This window comes from Pseudoroseomonas ludipueritiae, from assembly GCF_014490445.1.
Taxonomy (GTDB): Bacteria; Pseudomonadota; Alphaproteobacteria; order Acetobacterales; family Acetobacteraceae; genus Pseudoroseomonas; species Pseudoroseomonas ludipueritiae.
The window spans coordinates 1-21,541 of record NZ_JACTUZ010000020.1 but is presented as its reverse complement, the minus strand read 5'-3'; the positions used below and the strand labels follow the sequence as shown (position 1 = coordinate 21,541).

At 64.3% G+C, this 21,541-nt stretch carries 13 protein-coding genes and 4 pseudogenes; 8 read left to right on the top strand and 9 right to left on the bottom strand.

Going from position 1 to position 21,541, the window contains the following annotated elements:
• Window positions 1–3 precede the first annotated feature (3 nt).
• Together IBL25_RS07620 and IBL25_RS07615 are read right to left on the bottom strand one after the other, a co-directional pair.
• A complete protein-coding gene (locus tag IBL25_RS07620; RefSeq protein WP_187777953.1) occupies window positions 4–1,800 on the bottom strand; it encodes a PHA/PHB synthase family protein in 1,797 nt (598 codons plus the stop codon).
• Between the two features lie 6 nt (window positions 1,801–1,806).
• On the bottom strand, window positions 1,807–2,442 hold the full coding sequence (locus tag IBL25_RS07615) for a TetR/AcrR family transcriptional regulator (protein ID WP_187777952.1): 636 nt from the start codon (window positions 2,440–2,442) through the stop codon (window positions 1,807–1,809).
• Window positions 2,443–2,698: 256 nt separating this feature from the next.
• Between IBL25_RS07615 and IBL25_RS07610 the strand changes: the two genes are divergently transcribed.
• The 4 genes from IBL25_RS07610 to IBL25_RS07595 all read left to right on the top strand — a co-directional run bounded on the left by IBL25_RS07610 (window position 2,699) and on the right by IBL25_RS07595 (window position 8,256).
• Window positions 2,699–3,748 (top strand): HlyD family secretion protein, encoded by a 1,050-nt coding sequence (locus IBL25_RS07610; RefSeq protein ID WP_456315862.1) that lies wholly within the window; start codon window positions 2,699–2,701, stop codon window positions 3,746–3,748.
• On the top strand, window positions 3,745–6,534 hold the full coding sequence (gene rbbA / locus IBL25_RS07605; protein ID WP_187777950.1) for a ribosome-associated ATPase/putative transporter RbbA: 2,790 nt from the start codon (window positions 3,745–3,747) through the stop codon (window positions 6,532–6,534). Before IBL25_RS07610 ends, rbbA begins: the two co-directional genes overlap by 4 nt.
• Before the next feature lie 2 nt (window positions 6,535–6,536).
• The gene (locus IBL25_RS07600) at window positions 6,537–7,649 is read left to right on the top strand and encodes an ABC transporter permease (RefSeq protein ID WP_187777949.1); all 1,113 of its coding nucleotides are present in this window, start codon (window positions 6,537–6,539) and stop codon (window positions 7,647–7,649) included.
• 319 nt (window positions 7,650–7,968) lie between these two features.
• A complete protein-coding gene (locus IBL25_RS07595) occupies window positions 7,969–8,256 on the top strand; it encodes a hypothetical protein (protein WP_187777948.1) in 288 nt (95 codons plus the stop codon).
• Here IBL25_RS07595 and IBL25_RS07590 read toward each other — a convergent pair.
• Both IBL25_RS07590 and IBL25_RS07585 read right to left on the bottom strand, forming a co-directional pair.
• Window positions 8,246–9,766: an acetyl-CoA hydrolase/transferase family protein gene (locus IBL25_RS07590; RefSeq protein ID WP_187777947.1), complete on the bottom strand. Its 1,521-nt coding sequence runs from the start codon at window positions 9,764–9,766 to the stop codon at window positions 8,246–8,248. The two genes, IBL25_RS07595 and IBL25_RS07590, sit on opposite strands and share 11 nt — an antisense overlap.
• A gap of 227 nt (window positions 9,767–9,993) precedes the next feature.
• Window positions 9,994–10,458, bottom strand: a complete 465-nt coding sequence (locus IBL25_RS07585) for a CBS domain-containing protein (protein WP_187777946.1) — start codon at window positions 10,456–10,458, stop codon at window positions 9,994–9,996.
• 213 nt (window positions 10,459–10,671) lie between these two features.
• On the opposite strand from IBL25_RS07585, the pseudogene IBL25_RS26855 reads away from it, so the two are divergent.
• Together IBL25_RS26855 and IBL25_RS07570 are read left to right on the top strand one after the other, a co-directional pair.
• A pseudogene (locus tag IBL25_RS26855) lies at window positions 10,672–11,384 on the top strand (transposase); the annotation flags it as partial.
• A gap of 168 nt (window positions 11,385–11,552) precedes the next feature.
• A complete protein-coding gene (locus IBL25_RS07570; RefSeq protein ID WP_456315861.1) occupies window positions 11,553–13,193 on the top strand; it encodes an ISL3 family transposase in 1,641 nt (546 codons plus the stop codon).
• Window positions 13,194–13,250: 57 nt separating this feature from the next.
• Here IBL25_RS07570 and IBL25_RS07565 read toward each other — a convergent pair.
• Window positions 13,251–14,335, bottom strand: a pseudogene (locus IBL25_RS07565) (IS3 family transposase); the annotation flags it as partial.
• Between the two features lie 52 nt (window positions 14,336–14,387).
• Window positions 14,388–14,723, bottom strand: a pseudogene (locus IBL25_RS07560) (transposase); the annotation flags it as partial.
• A 103-nt stretch (window positions 14,724–14,826) separates the two neighbouring features.
• Here IBL25_RS07560 and IBL25_RS07555 point away from each other — a divergent pair.
• Entirely contained in the window at window positions 14,827–15,945 is a 1,119-nt protein-coding gene (locus IBL25_RS07555; RefSeq protein ID WP_187777969.1) for an IS110 family RNA-guided transposase, read from the top strand.
• Window positions 15,946–16,242: 297 nt separating this feature from the next.
• On the opposite strand, the pseudogene IBL25_RS07550 reads toward IBL25_RS07555, so the two are convergent.
• Window positions 16,243–16,650 (bottom strand): annotated as a pseudogene (locus IBL25_RS07550) (transposase); the annotation flags it as partial.
• A 300-nt stretch (window positions 16,651–16,950) separates the two neighbouring features.
• On the opposite strand from IBL25_RS07550, the gene IBL25_RS07545 reads away from it, so the two are divergent.
• Complete coding sequence (locus tag IBL25_RS07545; protein WP_367615574.1) at window positions 16,951–17,598, top strand: universal stress protein; 648 nt, start codon at window positions 16,951–16,953, stop codon at window positions 17,596–17,598.
• 42 nt (window positions 17,599–17,640) lie between these two features.
• On the opposite strand, the gene IBL25_RS07540 is transcribed toward IBL25_RS07545, so the two are convergent.
• Complete coding sequence (locus tag IBL25_RS07540) at window positions 17,641–18,327, bottom strand: CBS domain-containing protein (RefSeq protein WP_187777942.1); 687 nt, start codon at window positions 18,325–18,327, stop codon at window positions 17,641–17,643.
• Between the two features lie 56 nt (window positions 18,328–18,383).
• Window positions 18,384–21,122, bottom strand: coding sequence for an HAD-IC family P-type ATPase (locus IBL25_RS07535; RefSeq protein WP_187777941.1), 2,739 nt, complete (start codon window positions 21,120–21,122; stop codon window positions 18,384–18,386).
• Window positions 21,123–21,541 lie beyond the last annotated feature (419 nt).

The following is a 21,541-nucleotide window of genomic DNA, read 5'->3' as shown; positions in this document are numbered from 1 at the left end:
GCCTCACCGTTGGAGCACGTAGCTGCCCGGGGCGTCTTCGAGAGGAGGATAACCCTTCCCGGCAGCGCCCATGGCGGGAGGAGGCAGGCGATCCGGCGCGGAGTGGGCGGCGAGCCAGGAGGCCCATTCGTTCCACCACGAGCCTTCCCTCAAGCGCGCCATATCCATCCACTCATCGGGACCGACGCAAGGATCGGCCGCCTGCTTCGTGGCCATGCGGAAGCGACGGCGGGGATGGCCTGGCTCGCTGACGATGCCGGCATTGTGGCCGCCGCTTGTGAGCACGAAGGTAACCTCTGCGTCGGTCAGGAGATGGATCTTATAGACCGAGTGCCATGGCGCGACATGATCGCGCTCCGTGCCGACGACGAACATCGGGACGCGGATGTTCTGCAGCACCGCAGGCCGCCCTTCCACCATGAAACTGCCTGCGGCGAGCTCATTGTCCAGGTAGAGGCGCTGCAGATACTCCGCATGCATCCTGTAGGGCATGCGGGTGGAATCCGCGTTCCAGGCCATCAGGTCGATCATGGGAGTGCGCTGGCCCATCAGATAGTCGTGCACGACGTGCGACCAGATGAGGTCATTGCTGCGCAGCAGCTGAAAGGCGCCAGCCATCTGGTCGGAGGAGAGGTAGCCGCGCTGCCACATCATGCTCTCCAGGAGATGCAACTGACTGTGGTCGATGAAGAGCGCCAGTTCTCCTGGCTCTGAGAAGTCGGTCTGGGCCGCGAACAGCGTCATGGACCCCAGCCGGTCGTCACCGGCGCGGGCCATGGCTGCCGCTGCGATGGCGAGCAGGGTGCCGCCCAGGCAATAGCCGGTGGCATGCACTTTGCGGCCCGGCAGAATGGCCGCCACAGCATCGAGCGCCGCCATGATCCCCAGGCGCCGGTAGTCATCCAGGGTCAGGTCGCGATCCTTGGCGTCGGGATTGCGCCAGGAGATGCAGAACACTGTGTGACCTTGACCGACCAAATAGCGGATCAGAGAGTTCTGTGGCGATAGATCAAGGATATAGTATTTCATGATCCAGGCCGGGACGATCAGGACAGGTTCCGCCAGCACCGTCTCCGTCATCGGCCCATACTGGATCAGCTCGATGAGGTGATTGCGATAGATCACCTTGCCCGGTGTGACCGCGACGTCGCGTCCCGGCAAGAAGGAGTCGGTGCCGAGTGCCGGTTGGCCGGCGGCGAGGCGGCTCACATCCTCAGCCCAGTTCCGGAAGCCCCGCAGCAGATTGCTTCCACCTGCTTCCATGGTCTTGGTCAGCACCTCGGGATTGAGCAGCGGATTGTTTGAGGGCGAGAAGATGTCCAGCCACTGCCTGGCGGCAAAGGAGACCACGTCGCGGTGATGTGGGGTGAGGCCCGGCACACCATGCGTGGCATTGTGCCACCATTGCTGATTGAGCAGGAAAGCCTGGGACCAGATGTTGAAGGGCAGCTTCCGCCAGCCTTCGTTATGGAAGCGATAGTCGCCCGGCAGTGGCAAGATACAAGCTGGCGCTTCGGGATCGAGGCCGGCGGTGGCCGCGTACGTCATCAGCCTGACCAGCTTTCGCGACGCCTTATCGGCGAGTTCCATCCGCTTGCCGGGTGCCATGGCCAGATGCAGCGACCAGTCGAAGAAAGCCATTGCCAGAGCCGTCGGCGAGAGTCCGCCTGTCAGCTGCGCGCTCAAGGCCTCGCGCATCCGATCGATGACTCTGAAGGCTTCACCCTCCGGCGCTTCATGATTCTGAGCGAGCGGGGTGAGATGGTTCGCGGGATGGGCGATGGCTTGCATGGTGTTCATCAGCCCCTAAGCCCCTCTTGTGATGATGTCCGGTCGAAGCTCACCGGGATGCGCCCTGACGATATGGTCAATAGTGTCGGCGATTAGAGCCTCGAGCGCGCCCTCATCCGCGCCGCACAAAGGCTGGGCCTTGAGAACATTCCTGAGAATGCTGACCCCCGCCAGCAGAGCCGCAACCAGCGAGGCCCGCCGCGCGTCTGGGTCCCCGATCTGTTCACTCAGCGGTTCGATCAATGCCTCCGGAATGAAATCCCGTAGCAAGGGTCCGGCTGTGACACAGGAGAGTGAGCGGATCACGATCTCTAGTTGCCCGATCTCAGCGGGCGGGCGTCCTCCAGCGGGCAGGAGGATCTGGCGAGCCAGTGACCGCGGGAGGTCACATCCGGCGGTCGACACCACACGATCGACGGTGGTGGCTCGTCGAACCGCCTCGGTAAAGAGCCGCTCCTTGGATCCGAAGCTCCAATGGACATGAGCGACATCGACACCAGCGGCGGCGGCGATACCCCTCAGTCCGACCTCCTCGTAGGCCCGGCGCGAGAACTGGACGATTGCCGCGCTCAGGATGCGATCCAGCGTCCTGACCTTCTGCGCTCCAGACGTATCGCTGAGTCTCGAAACCGAGGGGAATTCCTGTGCCATGCCCCCAGGTTACCCTCTTGTCACTGATGGTCAACCGCAGTTGACTGCGGAGGGGAAATTAAAGAGAACATTGCAGGGCGGGTGCGGTTGCCCCGGGTGGGCAAGGGAGAGCGCAGCCGCCGCCAGGATAGGATCCCAGTCGTCTGGACCTGGCATCGGGGCAGCGGGGCATTGAGGCATGTCGGGCATGAGCTTATGCCGGACGAGGTAATGATGGGGCCGAGCTTGAATGGCAATGACAGCAACTCGTAAGCGCTTGCTGCTGGGCGCACTCGCCGCGCTGGTCGCCGGCGGAGGCTATTTCGCCTGGAAGAAACTAGGCGGCAGCGATCTTCCGGAGGGGATTGCCAGCGGAAACGGCCGCATCGAAGCGGTGGAGATCGATGTTTCGACAAAAACAGCGGGCCGTATCCGAGAAATCCTGGCCCGCGAGGGAGACTTTGTCGAGCCGGGCCAAGTGCTGGCGCGGATGGATACCATGCAGCTGGAGGCGCAAAGGCGCCAGGCCGAGGCCCAGTTGCAGCGGGCGACCATCGGCATCGGTTCGGCGCAAAGCCTGGTGACCCAACGCGAGGCCGAGCGCACGGCGGCGGTCGCCGTCGTCGCTCAACGGCAGGCCGAACTCGATGCCGCGACGCGGCGTCTGGCGAGGTCCGAGCAACTCGCGGCCAGCAATACTGTCTCCGTCCAGACGCTCGACGACAATCGGGCGACCACGCAGGGTGCGCGTGCCGCGGTGGGCGCAGCGCAGGCCCAACTGGCCGCCTCCGAGGCAGCTATCAATGCGGCCAAGGCACAGGTCGTCGATGCGGAAGCGTCGGTGGATGCCGCGAAGGCGGCTATCGAAAGCATCCTGGCCGACATCAATGACAGCACGCTGGTCGCGCCGCGAGCCGGGCGCGTGCAATATCGTGTGGCAGAGCCCGGCGAAGTCCTCTCGGCCGGTGGGCGGGTGCTGAATCTGGTGGACCTTGGTGATGTCTATATGACGTTCTTCCTGCCGACCGAGCAGGCCGGCCGCGTCGCCATGGGCACCGAGATCCGCATTATCCTCGATGCCGCCCCGCAATACGTCATCCCCGCAACGGCGAGTTTCGTGGCTGACGTGGCGCAGTTCACGCCCAAGACGGTGGAAACTGCCGAAGAACGCCAGAAGCTGATGTTCCGGATCCGCGCTCAGATCTCACCTGAGCTGCTGCAGCGCTACATCCGGCAGGTGAAGACCGGCTTGCCCGGCATGGCCTATGTCCGGCTGGATCCACAGGCTGCATGGCCGCCGGGCCTGACGGGCCAGCTGGCGCAATGACCAGCATCGACCTCGTCGCGCCCCCGGCGGTGGAGCGCCCCCACGTCGTCCAGATCAAGGCAGTGTCGCTGCGCTACGGCAAGACAACGGCCCTGGAGGCGATCAATCTCGACCTGCCATCGGGTGTCATGGTCGGGCTAATCGGGCCGGACGGCGTCGGCAAGTCCAGCCTGTTGTCGCTGGTGTCGGGGGCCCACGCCGTTCAGGACGGGGCCGTGGAGGTCCTCGGCGGCGATATCGCCAATGCGACCCATCGCGGTAGCATCTACGCCCGGATCGCCTATATGCCGCAGGGATTGGGCAAGAATCTCTACCCGACGCTGTCGGTCTTCGAGAATGTCGACTTTTTCGGGCGCCTCTTTGGTCACGACAAGCAGGAGCGCGAGCGCCGGATAGCCGAATTGCTGCGCAGCACCGGGCTGTCACCCTTCGCGAGCCGCCCGGCCGGCAAGCTCTCCGGCGGTATGAAGCAGAAGCTCGGGCTGTGTTGCGCGCTGATCCATGACCCTGATCTGTTGATCCTCGACGAACCCACGACGGGCGTCGATCCGCTGTCGCGTCGCCAGTTCTGGGAACTGATCGACGAGATCCGCAAGGACCGCCCGGGCATGAGCGTCATCGTTGCAACGGCCTATATGGAGGAGGCTGATCGCTTCGACTGGCTGGTGGCCATGGATGCGGGCAAGGTGCTGGCCACCGGAACCCCGGATGATCTGCGGCAGCAGACCGGCGCCACGACACTGGATGCAGCCTTCATCGCCTTGCTGCCGGAGGAACGGCGGAGCGATCACCAGGAGGTGGTGATTCCGCCGCGGGCCGAAGCGGAAAGCGAGGTCGCGATCGAGGCCGAGCATCTCACCATGCGCTTTGGCGACTTCACGGCCGTCGACGATGTTAGCTTCCGCATTGGCAAGGGGGAGATCTTCGGGTTTCTGGGCTCGAATGGCTGCGGAAAATCCACGACCATGAAGTTGCTGACCGGTCTACTCTCCGCCAGCGAGGGGAAAGCGCGCCTCTTTGGTAAGGAGGTCGATGCCAGGGACATGGCGGTACGCCGCCGCATCGGCTATATGTCGCAGGCCTTCTCACTCTACACTGAGCTGACCGTACGACAGAATCTCGATCTTCACGCCCGTCTCTTCGGGTTGGATCCCGCCGCCATTCCGGCGCGGATCGATGAAATGGTCGCGCGCTTCGATCTTGCCGGGATTTCGGAAGCGTTGCCGGACTCCCTGCCGCTGGGCATCCGGCAACGCCTGTCGCTGGCCGTGGCCATGATCCACGCACCCGACATCCTCATCCTGGACGAGCCAACCTCCGGCGTCGATCCGATCGCCCGCGACAGTTTCTGGCAGATCCTTTCCGACCTGTCCCGCAAGGACCAGGTGACGATCTTCGTCTCGACGCATTTTATGAACGAGGCGGAGCTTTGCGATCGCATCTCGCTGATGCATGCCGGCAAGGTCCTCGTCAGCGAGAAGCCATCCGCCATCGTCGAGAAACGTGGTGCCACGACTCTTGAAGAGGCCTTCATCGCCTATCTTGAGGATGCCATTCGCGCAGCGGAGGGCACAGCAGGATCCGAACCGCGAGGCGCTCCCGCCCGGACCAGTGATCAGAAGCCGGCAGTGTCAGCTAGGCAGGTACATCGGAAGCGGACCTTCGACGTCCGCCGCATGTTCGCCTATACGCAGCGTGAATCTCTCGAACTCCGGCGCGATCCTATCCGGGCTACGCTGGCCATGCTTGGCACCCTGATCCTGATGTTCGTGGTGGGATACGGCATCAACATGGATGTCGAGAACCTCTCCTTCGCCGTGCTCGACCGGGATGATACGACCGTCAGTCGCGATTACACCTTGCAGATCGCCGGTTCCCGCTACTTCATCGAGAAGCCTCCCATCGCCGACTATGCCGATCTCGATCGGCGCATGCGCAACGGCGAGTTGAGCTTGGCGATCGAGATCCCTTCCGGCTTTGGCCGAGATGTGGCGCGCGGCAGGGCGGTCGAAATCGGTGCCTGGATCGACGGCGCCATGCCCACCAGAGCCGAGACCGTCAGCGGCTACGTGCAGGGCATGCATCAGAACTGGCTGACCCAGAAAGCCCGGCAGTTCTATGGCGATGCCGCTACGGTCGGGAGCTTCCAGCTCGCTATCCGGTACCGCTACAACCCGGATATTCAGAGCCTAGTGGCTATGGTACCGGCGGTCATTCCGCTGCTTCTGATGATGATTCCGGCAATGCTGGCGGTGCTCAGCGTCGTGCGGGAGAAGGAGCTCGGCTCGATCATCAATTTCTACGTGACGCCGGTCACGCGCCTGGAATTCCTGCTGGGCAAGCAGCTTCCCTATATCGCCCTGGCGATGTCGAACTTCGTCATGTTGACGGCCGCGGCCGTCTTCATCTTTCGTGTCCCTTTTACCGGGAGCCTGCTGACCTTTACCGCGGCGGCCCTGCTCTATGTGACCATCACCACGGCGATGGGCCTGGTGATCTCGACCTTCATGAACAGCCAGATCGCCGCGATCTTCGGCACTTCCCTGATGACGATCATTCCCGCGGTGCAGTTTTCTGGCATGACGGACCCGGTCTCGTCGCTGCAAGGCGCCGGGGCGGTAATAGGACGGCTCTATCCCACCACCTATTTCGTAACGATCTCACGCGGGACCTTCTCCAAGGCGCTGGGTTTCGCTGACCTCTGGGCTGATTTCCTGCCCCTTCTCATCGCTATTCCAGTGCTTCTCTTGTTGGGGACAGCGCTTCTCAACAAACAGGCGCGCTGACCATGCAAGTCAAGAATATCCTACAGCTTGGCATCAAGGAATTGCGCGGCCTGGCGCGCGATCCCATGCTGCTGGTGTTGATCGCCTATGCCTTCACCTTGTCGATCTACACCGCCTCAAAATCGATGCCGGAGACCCTCAATCAAGCCGCTATTGCGATCGTGGACGAGGACCAGTCGCCTGTCTCCTCGCGCATCATCACGGCGTTCAATCCCCCCTATTTCTCCGTGCCCAGGATCATCTCCCAGCCGGAGATGGATCGCCGCATGGATGCGGGCCTCGATACTTTCGCCCTCGATATTCCGCCGAATTTTCAGCGCGATCTTCTGGCTGGCCGTGCACCGACTATCCAGCTCAACGTCGACGCCACCCGGATGACCCAGGCATTCTCCGGCGGCGGCTATGTCCAGTCCATCACCTCGAGTGAAGTCAGCGAGTTCCTCAATGGCTATCGCGGCGGCGCCACAGTCCCGATCGACCTGAACCTTCGTTCCCGGTTCAACCAGGAACTCAACAAAGGCTGGTTCGGCGCCATTACCAACGTCATCTCCTCGGTGACTATGCTCTCGATCATTCTCACCGGCGCGGCGCTTATTCGGGAGCGCGAGCATGGCACCATCGAGCATCTGCTGGTGATGCCGGTGACGGCGACCGAGATCATGGTCAGCAAGATCTGGTCGATGGGGCTGGTGGTACTCGCTGCCACGGGATTTTCCCTCATCTTTGTCGTGCAGGGAATCCTGACGGTCCCCATCCAGGGATCGATCGCGCTGTTTCTGACAGGCGCGGCGCTGCAGCTCTTCGCGACGACCTCCCTGGGCATCTTCCTGGCCACGGTCGCGGGCTCGATGCCGCAATTCGGTCTGCTGCTGATGCTGGTTCTGCTGCCCTTACAGGTTCTGTCGGGCGGCGTGACGCCGCGCGAGAGCATGCCTGAGGTCATTCAGATTATCATGTTCGCTGCACCCAACACCCATTTCGTCATGCTGGCCCAGGCGGTGCTGTTCCGCGGCGCGGGGCTGACCGTGGTCTGGCCACAGCTTCTGGCGATGGTGGTAATCGGGTCGGTGCTGTTTGCCTTCTCCCTGCAGAGGTTTCGGCAGTTCCTGCGCTGACGGCACAGTCAATCGGAGATATCGACATGCCCTGGATCGCCAGATTATTGCTCTTTGTGCCATCCATCATTGCGGGATGGCTCGTCGCTGAGGGCGACATCAGCTTCTAGGTCGTGGCGTTTGTCATAGCTCTTTTGATGATTGCGGCCAGCTCCGCGCTGTTCCTGTATGCGCCGCGTCTGCGATCCTGGTGGTCCGAACGGCAAGGGTGAACATGCGCCTGTCTGGTGGCGGGCGCTGGCCCAGAGGGAAGGCGGCTGCCGCAGGCTGAGCCATATACGACGATGGCGGAGGCACGACGGAGGTAGTGAGGTAGCCAATGCATGAAGAAGGTTTGGGCACAATTGGAGGCCCAGCGAACGACAATCGCCGCTTCCTGCCCAGCCCGGTCCGGTCTGCCGAATTCCTGGAACTGGGGTGGCGGGCACTGGGAAAGGAACTTATGGCCAAGGGGCTAGGTGACGGCGCTGACCTGGAGCAAAACAGCGACGGCGAAATCTGGAAACTTGTCGACAGTAACGAACGTCAGGGCCAGCATACCTACGGCTTTCTGCATCGCTGCCACCCCACAACCGGCAACCACGTCTATCTTCAAGTCACGGTGTAGTGGAGACCAAACCGCCTATGGGGAGCCGCATCGACCCGGTTTCGCGGGCCCGAACGTGCCAGGCGAAAGCCTCTTCGAGCAGGTGGGGGGTTTGCCCGCCGCGCCTGACGGCCGCCCGGTAATAGTCCAGCAGGGCTTCGCGATAGCTGGGATGGGCACAGTTGCCGATCACGCATTCCGCCCGTTCGCGCGGCGCCAAGCCACGCAGGTCGGCCAGCCCGCATTCGGTGACGATGACATCCACGTCATGCTCGTTATGGTCAACATGCGGCACCATCGGCACGATGGAGGAGATGGCGCCCCCCTTGGCGAGGGATTTGGTCACGAAGATGGCCATGTGGGCGTTCCGCGCGAAGTCGCCCGAGCCGCCAATGCCATTCATCATATGCGTGCCATTCACATGGGTAGAATTGACGTTGCCATAGATGTCGCATTCCAGGGCCGTGTTGATCGCGATCACACCGAGCCGCCTGATGACCTCGGGGTGGTTGCTGATCTCCTGCGGTCGCAGGATGAGCTGCGGCTTATAGGATTCGATGCCCAGAATGGCGCGGTCATACCAGGCGCCGGAGACGGTGATGGAGCAGCCCGAGGCGAAATCCAGCTTGCCGGCATCGAAGAGCTCAAAAGTGCTGTCCTGCAGGACCTCCGAATACATGGTCAGGCCGTGGAAGGGGCTATCGACGAAACCCGTCAGCACGGCGTTGGCGATGGCACCGATGCCGGACTGCATCGGCTGCAGGGTCAGGCCCATTCGTCCTTTCTTGACCTCGTGCAGGAACAGATCGGACAGGTGCCCGGCAATCGCGCGAGTGTCGTCATCCGGCGGGTCGATCCGTGCAGTGCTGTCGTTCTTCTGGGTGATGACGATGGCCGCGATTTTCGCCGGGTCTATGGGAATCGCTGTCATACCGATGCGGCTGCGCGCGGAGACCACGGGAATGGGATCGCGATGCGGTCGATAGGTCGGAATATAGATGTCGTGCAGCCCCTCCAATGCGGCCGGATGGTTAAGGTTGATCTCGATGATGATCCTCTCGGCCAGGATGGCGAAGCTGGCTGAATTGCCCACCGAGGTGGTGGGCACAATATGCCCCTCCTCGGTAATGGCCGTTGCCTCGATCACCGCGAGATCGATAGGACCCAGCTGGCGCGACCGCAGCATTTCCACGGTTTCCGAGAGGTGTTGGTCGATGAACATCACTTCGCCGTTGTTGATCCGCCGGCGCAGGCCGGGATCGACCTGGAAGGGCATCCGCCGCGCGATCACCCCGGCATCGGACAGGATGCGGTCGATGTCGTTGCCCAGCGAGGCGCCCGTCAGCAGGGTGATCTTGAGGGGATCCGTCGCAGCCCGCTCGGCCAGGGCCACCGGCACCTCCTTGGCGTCGCCGGCGCGGGTGAAGCCGCTCATGCCCACGACCATGCCGTCGCGAAACAGCGTCGCCGCCTGTTCCGGACTCATTACCTTGCTCCAGAGGGCAGGCATGCGCAGGCGGTCACGATACATAAACATCAGCTCCCATTGCGGCCACTGTTACGCGGCACGGGCGGTGGCTTCTTATGGACACGCAGCTTAGGTGTATCCAGACGATGAAAATACCCCGTCCCTTCGCTGACTGCACCATTGACGGCGGGTAGTGCCTCGGCCATCGAAAAGCGGGATTAGTGAGGGCCCGGCTGCATAGAGTTTCAACCCCCCGTTCGTTCCTGTGGCGCCGCGCCCAGGAGCGCTCCTTAGTCCGGGCTCGACGTGGCAATGGCCCGAACCAGATCTGCGCGGCTCACAATCCCCACGAGACGGCCCTCGCGAAGGACAGGTAACCGCTTGATGTCCTTCCGCGACATGATTTCCGCGAGCTCGGCAAGCTCGGTGTCCTCGGTCACCGTCTCGACAGGCGATGTCATCAGCAACGTGGCGCGATGCTGGTCACGTCCGATAAACGTTACGGACTGAGGTGCAAGGTCGTTGCCCTCCGCCAACACGGATATCCACCAGTCCCGTCGTTGGGCGATCGTCTTCTCAAAGGGGCGAAGCAAGTCCCGTTCGCTGACGATGCCGATAACCTTCCCGGAGGAATCGCAGACTGGAACTGCGCTGACAGAATGCGTCGTAAAGAGACTGGCGATCTCCTTCAATGTAGAATCTGGCGAGGCCGTGATCACCTGCTGCGTCATGATGTCTTTCGCCTGCACACTCATTGTATCCTCCTTGATCTTGGTGGCTGCCTCTTTAGGCGAGGGCAGTCTATCATGACCCGTACGGTCCAGAAGCAGCAGGACTTCGGATTCAGTCCGACATAGACCAGATGACGGGCGCGCCAATCGACCAGACTTTCCGGGTGGAGTGCCCCCCATTTCGACCGGACAGGTGGCGTAACCTGAGGGCCTAGGTCTGAGCCTAGGCATACGCCTATGTCCAATCCCGCTGAGCGCGTCGAAATCATCACCGGCCGCGAGCGCCGCAGGCGCTACACTGCCGCCGAGAAGGTCCGGCTGGTCGAGGAGACGTCCCAGCCGGGCATGACGGTCTCGGCCGTTGCCCGGCTCCACGGCGTCTCTCCCAGCCTGCTGTTCGGGTTGAGGCGTCGCATGGCCGAGGGAGGCCTGGAGGCGGTCCGGGCGGACGATGAGGTGGTCGCCGCCAGCCGTGTTCGCGAGCTCGAGGCCAAGGTCCGCGACCTGGAGCGTCTGCTCGGCCGCAAGACCATGGAGGCCGAGATCCTGCGGGAGGCGTTGGACGCTGCCCGGGGGAGAAAGCCCGGCTTGCGGCTACCCTCGCCTCTTCCGGCCGGTTCCCGGTGAAGGCGGTGGCCGACACCCTGGGCGTCGCCCGCTCAAATCTGGTCGAGCAGCTGAAGGGTCCGGGACGCCGCCGCGGCCCCTATCAGCGCGAGGGCGACGACGCGCTCCTGGCCGAGATCCGTGCCGTCACCGATGCCCGGCCCACCTACGGTTATCGGCGCGTTGCCGCCCTGCTGAACCGGGCAAGGCGGGCCAGTGGAGAGCCGCCGATCAACCGCAAGCGCGTTCTGCGCCTCATGCGGCAGGCCTCGCTCACCCTCCAGCCCAGCACCGCGAGACGCGTCATCCGGGCGCACAAGGGCAAGGTCGTTGGACTTGCTTCGGTTTAGTGGAGAGGCGTTGGATCAGTTGGCGGCCATTTTCTCGAATTGGGCCGGGCTTGTGAAGTCGAGCGCGGAGTGGCGCCGGACGGGGTTGTCAACGCCGATCGAAAATTGGTTCTCCCGCACTTTCCGTGCTGGTGGGTGGCAGGCACAGCGCCTGGGACGCAGATGAGGCGCCTCGACCGATGTGTGAGGCCTGCCATGCTCAAGCATCTGCTGCCCCTGATCCCGGCGGGGCTGCTGGTCCGGCAGATCCTGCCGGCACCAGACGGCCTCGTCATCGTAGCCGCATTCCGGGACAGGGTAGCGGCCTGCCCAGACTGCGGCGCCCCTTCAGCGGTGGTGCATAGTCGATATGAGCGCCGATTGCAGGATCTGCCCTGGCAGGGCCGCCCGGTGACCTTGCGGATCCAGGCGCGTCGCCTGCGCTGTCGCAATCAGGAGTGTCGGCGCCAAACCTTTGTGGAGCGCCTGGCAGAGAGCGCCGCAGGTGGGGCACGCCGCACCCTCCGGCTGGCCGACCTGCAACGGCATCTCGGCCTGGCTCTGGGCGGCGAGGCCGGCGCACGGCTCGCGGCGCGACTGGCCATTGCCATCAGCGCCGACACGCTGATCCGCATGGCGCGCCGGCAGAGCCCGCCACCAGAACCCAGCCCGCCTCCCCGCGTGCTCGGGGTGGATGACTGGGCATGGCGCCGCGGCCACCGGTACGGCAGCATTCTCGTCGATCTGGAGCGCAATCAGGTGGTGGATCTCCTGCCGGATCGCCAAGCCGAGACCCTGAGCCACTGGCTGCGGCAGCACCCTGGCGTGGAGGTGGTCGCCCGGGACCGGGCCTGCACCTATGCGGATGGCGCGCGTCAGGGCGCGCCGGGCGCCGTGCAGGTCGCTGATCGCTGGCACCTGCTGCGCAACCTCGGCGATGCCGTCCAGGCGGTGGTGGAGCGCCACCACGCCGCCATCCGGCGGATCGGGCGAGAAGTGGCGGCCGGCTGCGCCATCAGGGCGGCTGCCGCTGTGCCCACCGAAACCAGGCCCTCAGCGGCCCAGCAGCGCCGGGAGGCGGGACGGCGGCGGCGGCAGGCCCGCTACGAGGAAGCCGCCCGCATGCACACGGCCGGTGTCTCGATCAGCGACATGTCGCGCCAGCTAGGGGCCGATCGCAAGACGCTCCGCCGTTGGCTGCAGGCCGGGGCGGCCCCGAGCTGGCCCAGGATACCGCGGGGAAGCATCCTGGATCGCCACCGTACCACCCTGGAGCAGCGCTGGGCCGAGGGGTGTCACAATGCTCTGCGGCTGTGGCGGGAACTGGCCAGCGCTGGCTTTCCCGGCCGCCCTTCGACGGTCCGGGCCTGGGCCACTGAGCGCCGCAGGCGTGATCCCGCAGCGTCCCTGCCGGGAGCAGCCAGGGGGCAGATCTGGCAACCGCCAACACTCCGCCGCACCACGCGTCTCCTCATGGCAGATGGCGAGCTACCGTCCGATGCGGACCGTACATTCACCGCGCGCTTGCTGGAGGTGCCGGCATTGCAGACCACAGTCGCCGTCGCAAAGCGCATTGCCCGTCTGCTGCGGCGGAAAGGGGATGATAGGCTTGAGGAGGCGCTGGACGAGGCTGCCGCCAGTCCTCTCGCAAGCTTCGCCGTCGAGCTGCGCAAGGACATCGCCGCGGTGCGGGCCGCACTCGACCTGCCTTGGACCACCAGTCCCGTTGAGGGGCAGATCAACCGCCTCAAGATGATCAAGCGCACCATGTATGGACGCGCGGGCTTTGAGCTCCTCCGCGCCCGTATTCTGCAGGCGGCCTGAGCCTCACCCACCAGCACGGAAAGTGCGGGAGAACCAGTTTCACTCCGGCATCGACACGGGGTTGTAGAAGCCATCGATGTAGCGGCCGATGGCCTGCTCGGCGCCTCGGCGCGTCTCGAACATGGTGGGCCAGACCAGTTCCGCCTTCAGCGTCTTGAAGAACGTCTCCACCACGGCGTTATCGTAGCAATTCCCCTTGCCCGACATCGAGATCAGGACGCCGTGCTTTCGGAGTTCGGCCTGGTAGTCTGTGGAGCAGTACTGGCTGCCGCGGTCCGCGTGATGGATCAACCCTGGGGCGGGGCGGCGCATGGTGAGAGCCTTGCGGAGGGCGGCCAGGGCGAGCTCCCGATGCAGCCGATCCGCCACGGCCCAGCCGACGACGCGTCGCGCGAACAGGTCGATGACCACCGCCAGATACAGCCAGCCTTCGCGGGTCCAGATGTAGGAGATGTCGCTGCCCCACTTCTGGTTGGGACCCTCCGCCGAGAAGTCCTGGTCCAGCAGGTTGGGCGCGATCGGCCAGGCATGGTGGCTGTCGGTGGTTCGCCTGAACCGCCGCTTCTGCCGGGCACGAAGGCCATTCTCCCGCATCAGGCGGGCCGTCCGGCGGCGCCCGACGGCCAAACCGCTGTACTGCAGCTCCCGCGTCATCCGCGGGCCGCCGTAGGTGCCGTTGGACAGCGCAAAGGCCGACCGGACATGGGCCAGCAGCACCATATCCTCGTGCTGGCGGCGGCAGGCGGGGCGGCCCTTCCAGGCAAAGTAGCCGCTCTGGCTGACGCCGAGGACACGGCAGAGACGGTGCATGGGGAACTCCTCTTTCGCCGCATCGATGAGCGCGAACCTCACCGACTTCCCTCCTTGGCGAAAAAAGCCGTGGCCCGCTTGAGGATGTCCCGCTCTTGCCGGAGGATCTCGTTCTCCCGCCGCAGCCGCTTCAACTCGACAGCGACGTCCTCCGTCCCGGATCGGTCCGGCGCATCCATCTGCCGGTCCCGGCTCCGACTGATCCAGCGGACCAGCGTCGACAGACCGACCCCAAGATCCTCGGCGATCTCGCGCTGGCTCCGCCCGCTCGTCCGGACCAGCCGGACCGCCTCGTCCTCAAACTCCTTCGTGAACCGTCGCTGCTGCGTCATGGAGCTCCCTTTGCCTCATCAGGAACCCTCCACTTTTCCGAAGCAAGTCCAGCACCAGTTGTACCGCAGCGCTGTAGACCTTCTGGTGGCGCGGAATGCCGACGGCCCAGAGCAGCCCCCGGGCATCGAGGCCCTGGCGGAATGCTGCACTCGCGCCGTAGCCCGCATCCGCCAGCACGGTGCCGAACCGCACGCCCGCGGCATGCAGCCGGTCGATCTCCTCCAGCGCGATCCCGCCCTTGCTCTGCGGCACCATCGCGGTCTCAGGGACACCTGCCCGGGCACAGCGTCCAGGATCATCAGTCCACTCCTTGGGCAGGAACAGCCGCAGGCCCACCGGAACCGGCACCTCCCCCTGCGCCAGGGTGAGCGAGACCAGCGACTGGCAGACCGTATGTTCGTCGTTCAAGCAGCGGCTCGTCCGGCAGTATCTGGCGAGCGGGATCCTGCTGGATGTGCCGGCATGGAGCCGCACGCGGAGGAGACGAGCGATGCAGGAGGAGTGCGAGGTCTACGTCGGTCTGGACACGTCGAAGTTGAAAATCTCGGTGGCCTTGGCCGAGGCGGGGCGCGACGGCGAGGTGCGCTTCTTTGGCGACATCGACGCCACGCCCGAGGCGGTGGAGCGCTTGGTCCGGAAGCTGGCAAAGCGACACGGACGGCTGGCTTTTGCCTATGAGGCCGGACCGACCGGATACGGGCTGCAGCGTCAGATCGCAGCACTCGGCCAGGACTGCGTCGTGGTCGCCCCCTCGCTGATCCCGAAGCGCCCGGGCGAGCGGGTCAAGACCAACCGACGGGATGCGCTGACCCTGGCCAAGTTGCATCGGGCGGGCGAACTCACGCCTGTCTGGGTTCCGGATCCAGCCCACGAGGCCGTGCGCGAGCTTGTGCGCGCCCGGGAAACGGCAATGGAGGAGTTGCGCTCCGCGCGCCAGCACCTGCAGTCCTTCCTGCTCCGCCACGGCCGGGTATTCGCCGGCCGTACAGCCTGGAGCCGGGCGCACACGCGCTGGCTTTCCGAGCAGGCCTTCGAGCATCCCGCCCAGCATCTGGTGCTTGCGGAGTACCGCCAGGCGATCCTGGATGCCGAGGCCCGGCTCGAGCGCCTGACCCGGCAGGTCACCGAGGCCGTGGCCTCCTGGTCCATGGCACCGGTGATCGCTGCCTATCAGGCACTGCGCGGCGTCGCCTTTCTGACCGCCGTCACCTTCGCCGCCGAGATCGGGGATGTGCGCCGCTTTGACAGCCCTCGGCAGCTGATGGCCTATCTCGGCTTGGTCCCCTCGGAGAACTCGACGGGCGAGCGGGTCCGGCGTGGAAGCATCACCAAGGCAGGCAATAGCCGCGCTCGGCGGGTGCTGATCGAGGGCGCCTGGACCTATCGCTTTCGGGCGCGGATGAGCCGTCTGCTCCAGGAACGCCAAGCCGGCTTGCCGAAACTCGTCTGCGAGATCGCCTGGAAGGCGCAGCTGCGGCTCTGCAGCCGCTACCGCAAGCTCATGGCCCACGGCAAACGCCAGTCCGTGGTCACCACCGCCATCGCGCGCGAGATGGCGGCCTTCTTATGGGCGATCGGCCGTGAGGTGAAGCCAAACCTCGCGAGCTGACTGCACGCCTTATCGTACCGCCCGATCAAACGAGGACCATTCAGGCCTGACCACCACATCCTGTTGCGCATCGCTGGGGGCAGGGCCCCGGCAGGGGATCCCTCGAGACCAATTGTGTGGCCGACACCCGTCGACGCCCGCTGGCAGAGAGAGGCAGCCCCAGACGAACACACGGGAATGCGGTAACCAACCCGCGGATCAGAGTCTGCTCGCCGTCGTCTCAGCGGCTCTGCCTCCTGCGCTGCGCAGCAGTCATACACAGCATCACCTCGCCATTGTGGCCGAGGTCGCCGGATCACGCCCAAGACGGTTGACGACGAACATCAGAGAGTTGGCCTTCTTGCCCAGCTGGCCGCAGTACTGCGGCGCCACGCCGACCGACATCGCACCCTTCTTGGGCAGCGCCGTGTCGTCGATCACCAGCCAGGCCGCAGGTCCGCCAACCAGCCGGTCCGCCTCATGCGCCAGCACCGACCAGAGCGGCCTATCATCCCAGGCCGGGCTGGCAATGAAGTGCTGCAGTTGGTCATGACTACCCAGCCCCAGGCGAACTGCCATCGGCTGCAGGCTCTTGCGCTCACCAGGGCCCAGCAAGCCCCGCAAATAGAGCGGCGCCCAGGTCCGGCGCGTCTTGCGGCCGAGCACCGCCAGGAACGGCGCCAGCCAGCGATCCAGGTCAGCGCCACCACCATGAACGGTCGCCATCCTCGCCTCCCGCTGCATCGTTCAGCAGGGAGGTAACCGTTCCTCGGCCTCAAAGTGCCAAAGTAGTGTTAGGTCCCATCAGGAGAAGTGGCTTATGCTCCCTGCAGATCCCCCCGCCCCACCATCGAAGGTGCTCCTTGCGACCGACCTGAGTGCCCGTTGTGATCGTGCTTTCGATCCCGCCGCCCAACTGGCGACGCAATGGTCCTCCAGGCTGATTGCAGGGAGGATGGTCTGCGGGATCTGTCGGCCTGGCGGAGGCCTGCTGACCCAATGTCGCTGGCACGCACGCAGTGAAGGATTGACCTTCATGACCATGGCGTTGCTGCCGACCTCGTGGTCGAGCGGGCCGCACCATCCAAGCTGGTGCTGCGCGTGGCCCAGAGCCAGGATGTTGGGCTGATTGTCACCGGCATGGCGCGGACGGATCCCCTTGAGCGCATGCTGACCGGCACGACGGCGGATGAAGTCTTGCGCGTGGCCGCAATCCCCTTCCTGGTGGTTCGCCAACGTGCCCGGCAGGCTTATCGAAAGATCCTCGTGGCGACGGATTTGTCAGCCTGCTCACGAGCAGCTTTGCGGACCGCCCTGAGATACTTCAGAGACCCAGACTTCACGCTGTTTCACACGTTCGATGTGCCTTATGCGGGCTTTGTCGAGGGAGACAAGAGAAAGGAGGCATTCGCAGCTGAGGCCTGGGACGAATGCAGCCAATTCCTCGTCGATGCCGACTTGCCGGACGGTCTTGACGAAACGATCAGGGTCGTGGTGGAGCAGGGCAGCAAGGGCTGGCTTCTCCGCGACTATGTCCGGCATGCCAACATCGATCTTGCTGTGCTTGGAAGGCATGGACGTGGCCGCCTGCTGGATCTCATCCTGGGCAGTACGGCGAGCTGGATCATGCAATTCGCGCCTTGCGATGTCATGCTGGTGCCGAAATTGACTTGATGGCCGGAAACGGCCGGGCAAAGCCCGGCCGCCGCCCATGGCTCAATCAATGACAAAGACTGGGGTTGGTGCGAGATCGAGCCGCACATCCTTGACGCCGGGTACGGCCTCAGCCAGGACGCGCAATGCCTGCCCAATCTCGGTAGAGCGACAGAAGCCGTGGAAGGTCGCGACACCTCCCACGACATCCACGAACAGCAGGTAAGAATCGGCCCAGGGATGCTTCCGCATCTCCCGGCGGATCTGAGTGTGGATCTCCCGGTCCGAGGTTGCCGTCGCGGCTGCCTCCGGCGGAGCCAGTACAGCGCGCATGAGATCGGCGCGGGAGAGGATGCCGATGAGCTTTCCATCCCGCACGACCGGCAGGCGACGAATACCTTTCTGTTCCAGGATCGCCGCGGCCTTTTTTACGCTCTCCTCTTCGCTGATCGTCAGCAACTCGGTCGACATGACATCCCTGGCATGGCGGCCATGGGTCTGGGCATAATGCTGTGCTTGGCGCTGCTCGGATTCCAGCAGGCTGCGGAACCACGACCGGGGTGGTTCCCCCTCCGCCGCCAACCGGCGCATCAGGTCGCCTTCCGTCGCCATTCCGACCAGTTTTCCATCGGCCTCCACGACAGGAACGCCCGAGATGCCACGCTCGGCGAACAAGGCCGCGAGGGCGGGTACGGGGGTCTCGGGCGTCACGGTCATCACATCGCGGGTCATAATGTCACGGACGTGCATCGGAAGGTTTCCTTATGGTTGAATAATCGCAAGCGCCGGTTGGATTAGCAGGCTTTTCAAACCTCTGCCGCGAACAGCCCCAGGCGGCGAAGCAGCATCTTCTCCGCCTCCAGGATCAGCAGGAGAGCGACGCCAAGGAGCGGCACGAGGGCACTCTCGAGCAGCGGTGCGGGCGCCGTTGCAAACAGCTGCTGCAAGACGGGCAGGTAGGTGAAGGCGAGCTGCGCCAGAACTACCAGGACGAGGGCGATGAGCACCGCCGGCGTGCCAAGCATGCCGCGCAGGGTGATCGACGTCATGTGCAGATAGCGCACATTGAACAGATAGAAGATCTCCAGCACCACGATGGTGTTCACAACCAGGGTCCGCGCCACGTCCTCGCCCAGACCCCGGTTTAGCGCATGGAAGAAGATGGCGAGGCCGCCGGCCATGAACAGCACCGAGACGAAGGCAACGCGCCAGAGCAGGAAGGGCGATAGCAGCGAACCGTGGCGTGAGCGTGGCTTGCGGCGCATGACTCCGGGCTCGGCCGGCTCGAAAGCCAGGATCAGGCCGAGCGTGATGGTCGTCACCATGTTGATCCAGAGAATTTGCGCTGCCGTCATGGGCATTGTGAAGCCCAGCAGAATGGCGGCTATCACTGTGAGCGCTTCACCGCCATTGGTCGGCAGCGTCCAGGCGATGACCTTACGGATGTTGTCGTAGACTACCCGCCCCTCGTGCACTGCGGCGACAATGGAGGCGAAGTCATCGTCCATCAGCACCATCTGCGAGGCTTCCTTCGCCGCCTCCGTGCCCTTGTGTCCCATGGCGATACCGATATCGGCCTGCTTCAGCGACGGTGCATCGTTCACGCCATCACCGGTCATGGCCACGACATGGCCCTGCGCCTGCAAGGCCCTGACGATGCGCAGCTTGTGCTCTGGGCTGGTGCGGGCAAAGACGCTGGCGCGGCTGACGGCCGTAGCCAGGGCTCCATCGGAAAGTGTGTCGAGTTCTGCGCCTGTCATGGTGACCGGCGCCTCATCAAGGCCGATCTGCCGGGCTATGGCTGCGGCCGTTTCGGGATGGTCGCCTGTGATCATCTTAACGGCGATCCCGGCGGCACGACAGCGGCGGATGGCGGTCATCGCCTCGTCGCGTGGCGGATCAATAAAAGCGACCAGGCCGAGGAAGGTCAGGCCTTCCTCCAGCACAGCAGGTGTGATCTGGCGGCCTTGGGATACCCGACGCGCGGCAAAGGCCAGGACGCGCTGACCGCTGGCTGCTGCCCGGACGATATGTTCTTTCCAGTGCGGCCGGTCCAGCGCGACCTCGCCCTCCTGATCGGCCTGATGGCTGCAGCGCTGCAGCAGGGCCTCCGGGGCTCCCTTGACGAACAGCCAAGCCTCGCCACCCGGGCCCTGGCTGAGCACCGCCATGAAGCGGTGTTGCGCGTCGAAGGGAATTTCATCCAGGCGCGGCCATTCCGCCCGCAGGTGATCCGGCTCGAGGCCGGCTTTCCTACCGAGGGTCAGGAGCGCGCCCTCCATGGGATCGCCTTCGACGACCCAATGCACTGCCGCGCGTTTGAGCTGAGAATCGTTGCAAAGCAGTGCGACGCGTAGCAAGGGCGCTGCGAGGGCATTCGCCTCAGCATCATCCTCGGCACTGACGCCGACCGTGGTCAGCTTCCCATCCGGCGCATAACCCGATCCGCTGACACTGATCTCCGCACCGGCAGTCATCATGCGGCAAGCCGTCATCTCGTTGCGCGTCAGCGTCCCGGTCTTATCGGAACAGATGACCGAAGTGGCACCGAGCGTCTCCACGGCCGGGAGTCGACGGATGACGGCGTGGCGCGCGGCCATGCGCTGCACACCGATTGCCAGCGTAATCGTGATCACCGCAGGCAGCCCTTCCGGCACCACCCCGACCGCCAAAGCGACGACAGCAATGAGAGCATCTGCCCAGTCGTAGTCGCGGATTGTCACCGCGAAGGCGAAGAGCAAGGCGGCCGCCACGATGGCGACCGCGGTGAATCGGCGGCCGAAGGCGTTGACTTGTCGCAGGAGGGGCGTTGTGAGCTCCTGTACGGAGCCGACCAATTTGCTGATATGGCCGATTTCGGTCCGTTGTCCGGTCGCTACGACAACCCCCGCACCACTGCCGGCCGAAACCAGACTGCCGGAGAAGGCCAGGCAGCGGCGGTCGCCCAGCGGAGCATTCGGCGACACAGGGGCCAGTTGCTTATTGGACGCGACGGATTCGCCTGTTAGCAGCGCTTCGTCAATGCGCAAGGCATGGGCCCGCAGAAGGCGCAGATCGGCCGGCACGCGGTCGCCCGCTTCGAGCAGCACGACATCCCCCGGGACTAGCCGCTCGACGGGCAAGCTGACCCTTTGGCCGTCGCGGGTCACACTGGCGCGCGGGGCGATCATCGAACGGATGGCGTTGAGGGCCTTCTCGGCCTTGCCTTCCTGAACGAATCCAACGACCGCGTTGATGAGCACGACTGCCAAGATAACAAAGGCGTCGATCTGATGTCCAAGGCTCCAGGCAGCAGCAGCGCCTGCGAGGAGGAAGTAGATCAGGGCGTTGTGGAACTGGGCGAGAAGACGCCGGAGGGGATGTGGCCCCTGGGTGACGGGCAAAGCGTTGGGACCATGTTGCTCCAGTCGCCGACGGGCCTCCTCTGAGGACAATCCACCGGGCGTGGCGGCAAGAGCCTCGAGCACCGCAGGAGCCGGCTGACTATGCCAGTCCGCTACGGGCCGGCCCTGCTGGTTCAGGATGTTCTGACCGTCCTGCAGCATCCCATATCCTTTCCTCCTCGCAGTAGCCTCTCGTGGAGAGGCCGACAGCAGTCTAGATTAAGGAAATGACATCTGCTGTGATTTGGATCAACCGCCATTGACCGTGCAATGGAGCCAGATGGCGAACGGAAGAGGGAGACTTTTCTGCTCGACGCCGCATCAAAGGAAAGATGTCCTTCCACTGCAGTGTGCGGAGTTGTTATTCCTAGTGCCGACGGCGCGCGCCGATCTCATGAGACGAGCCGACCTGCTTCTAACTGCCATGTAATCGGTCGCCGGGTCAGAACTCAGGTCCGTTTACCGGTCCAAATTACGACCTACCCACCGGCACGCTGACCGCGGTGGTGGTGGCGCCGGCGCTGATCGCGCTGCTGCCGCGGCTGCGCGGCAGCCCGCCACAGCCGGACAGCGGCGCCGCC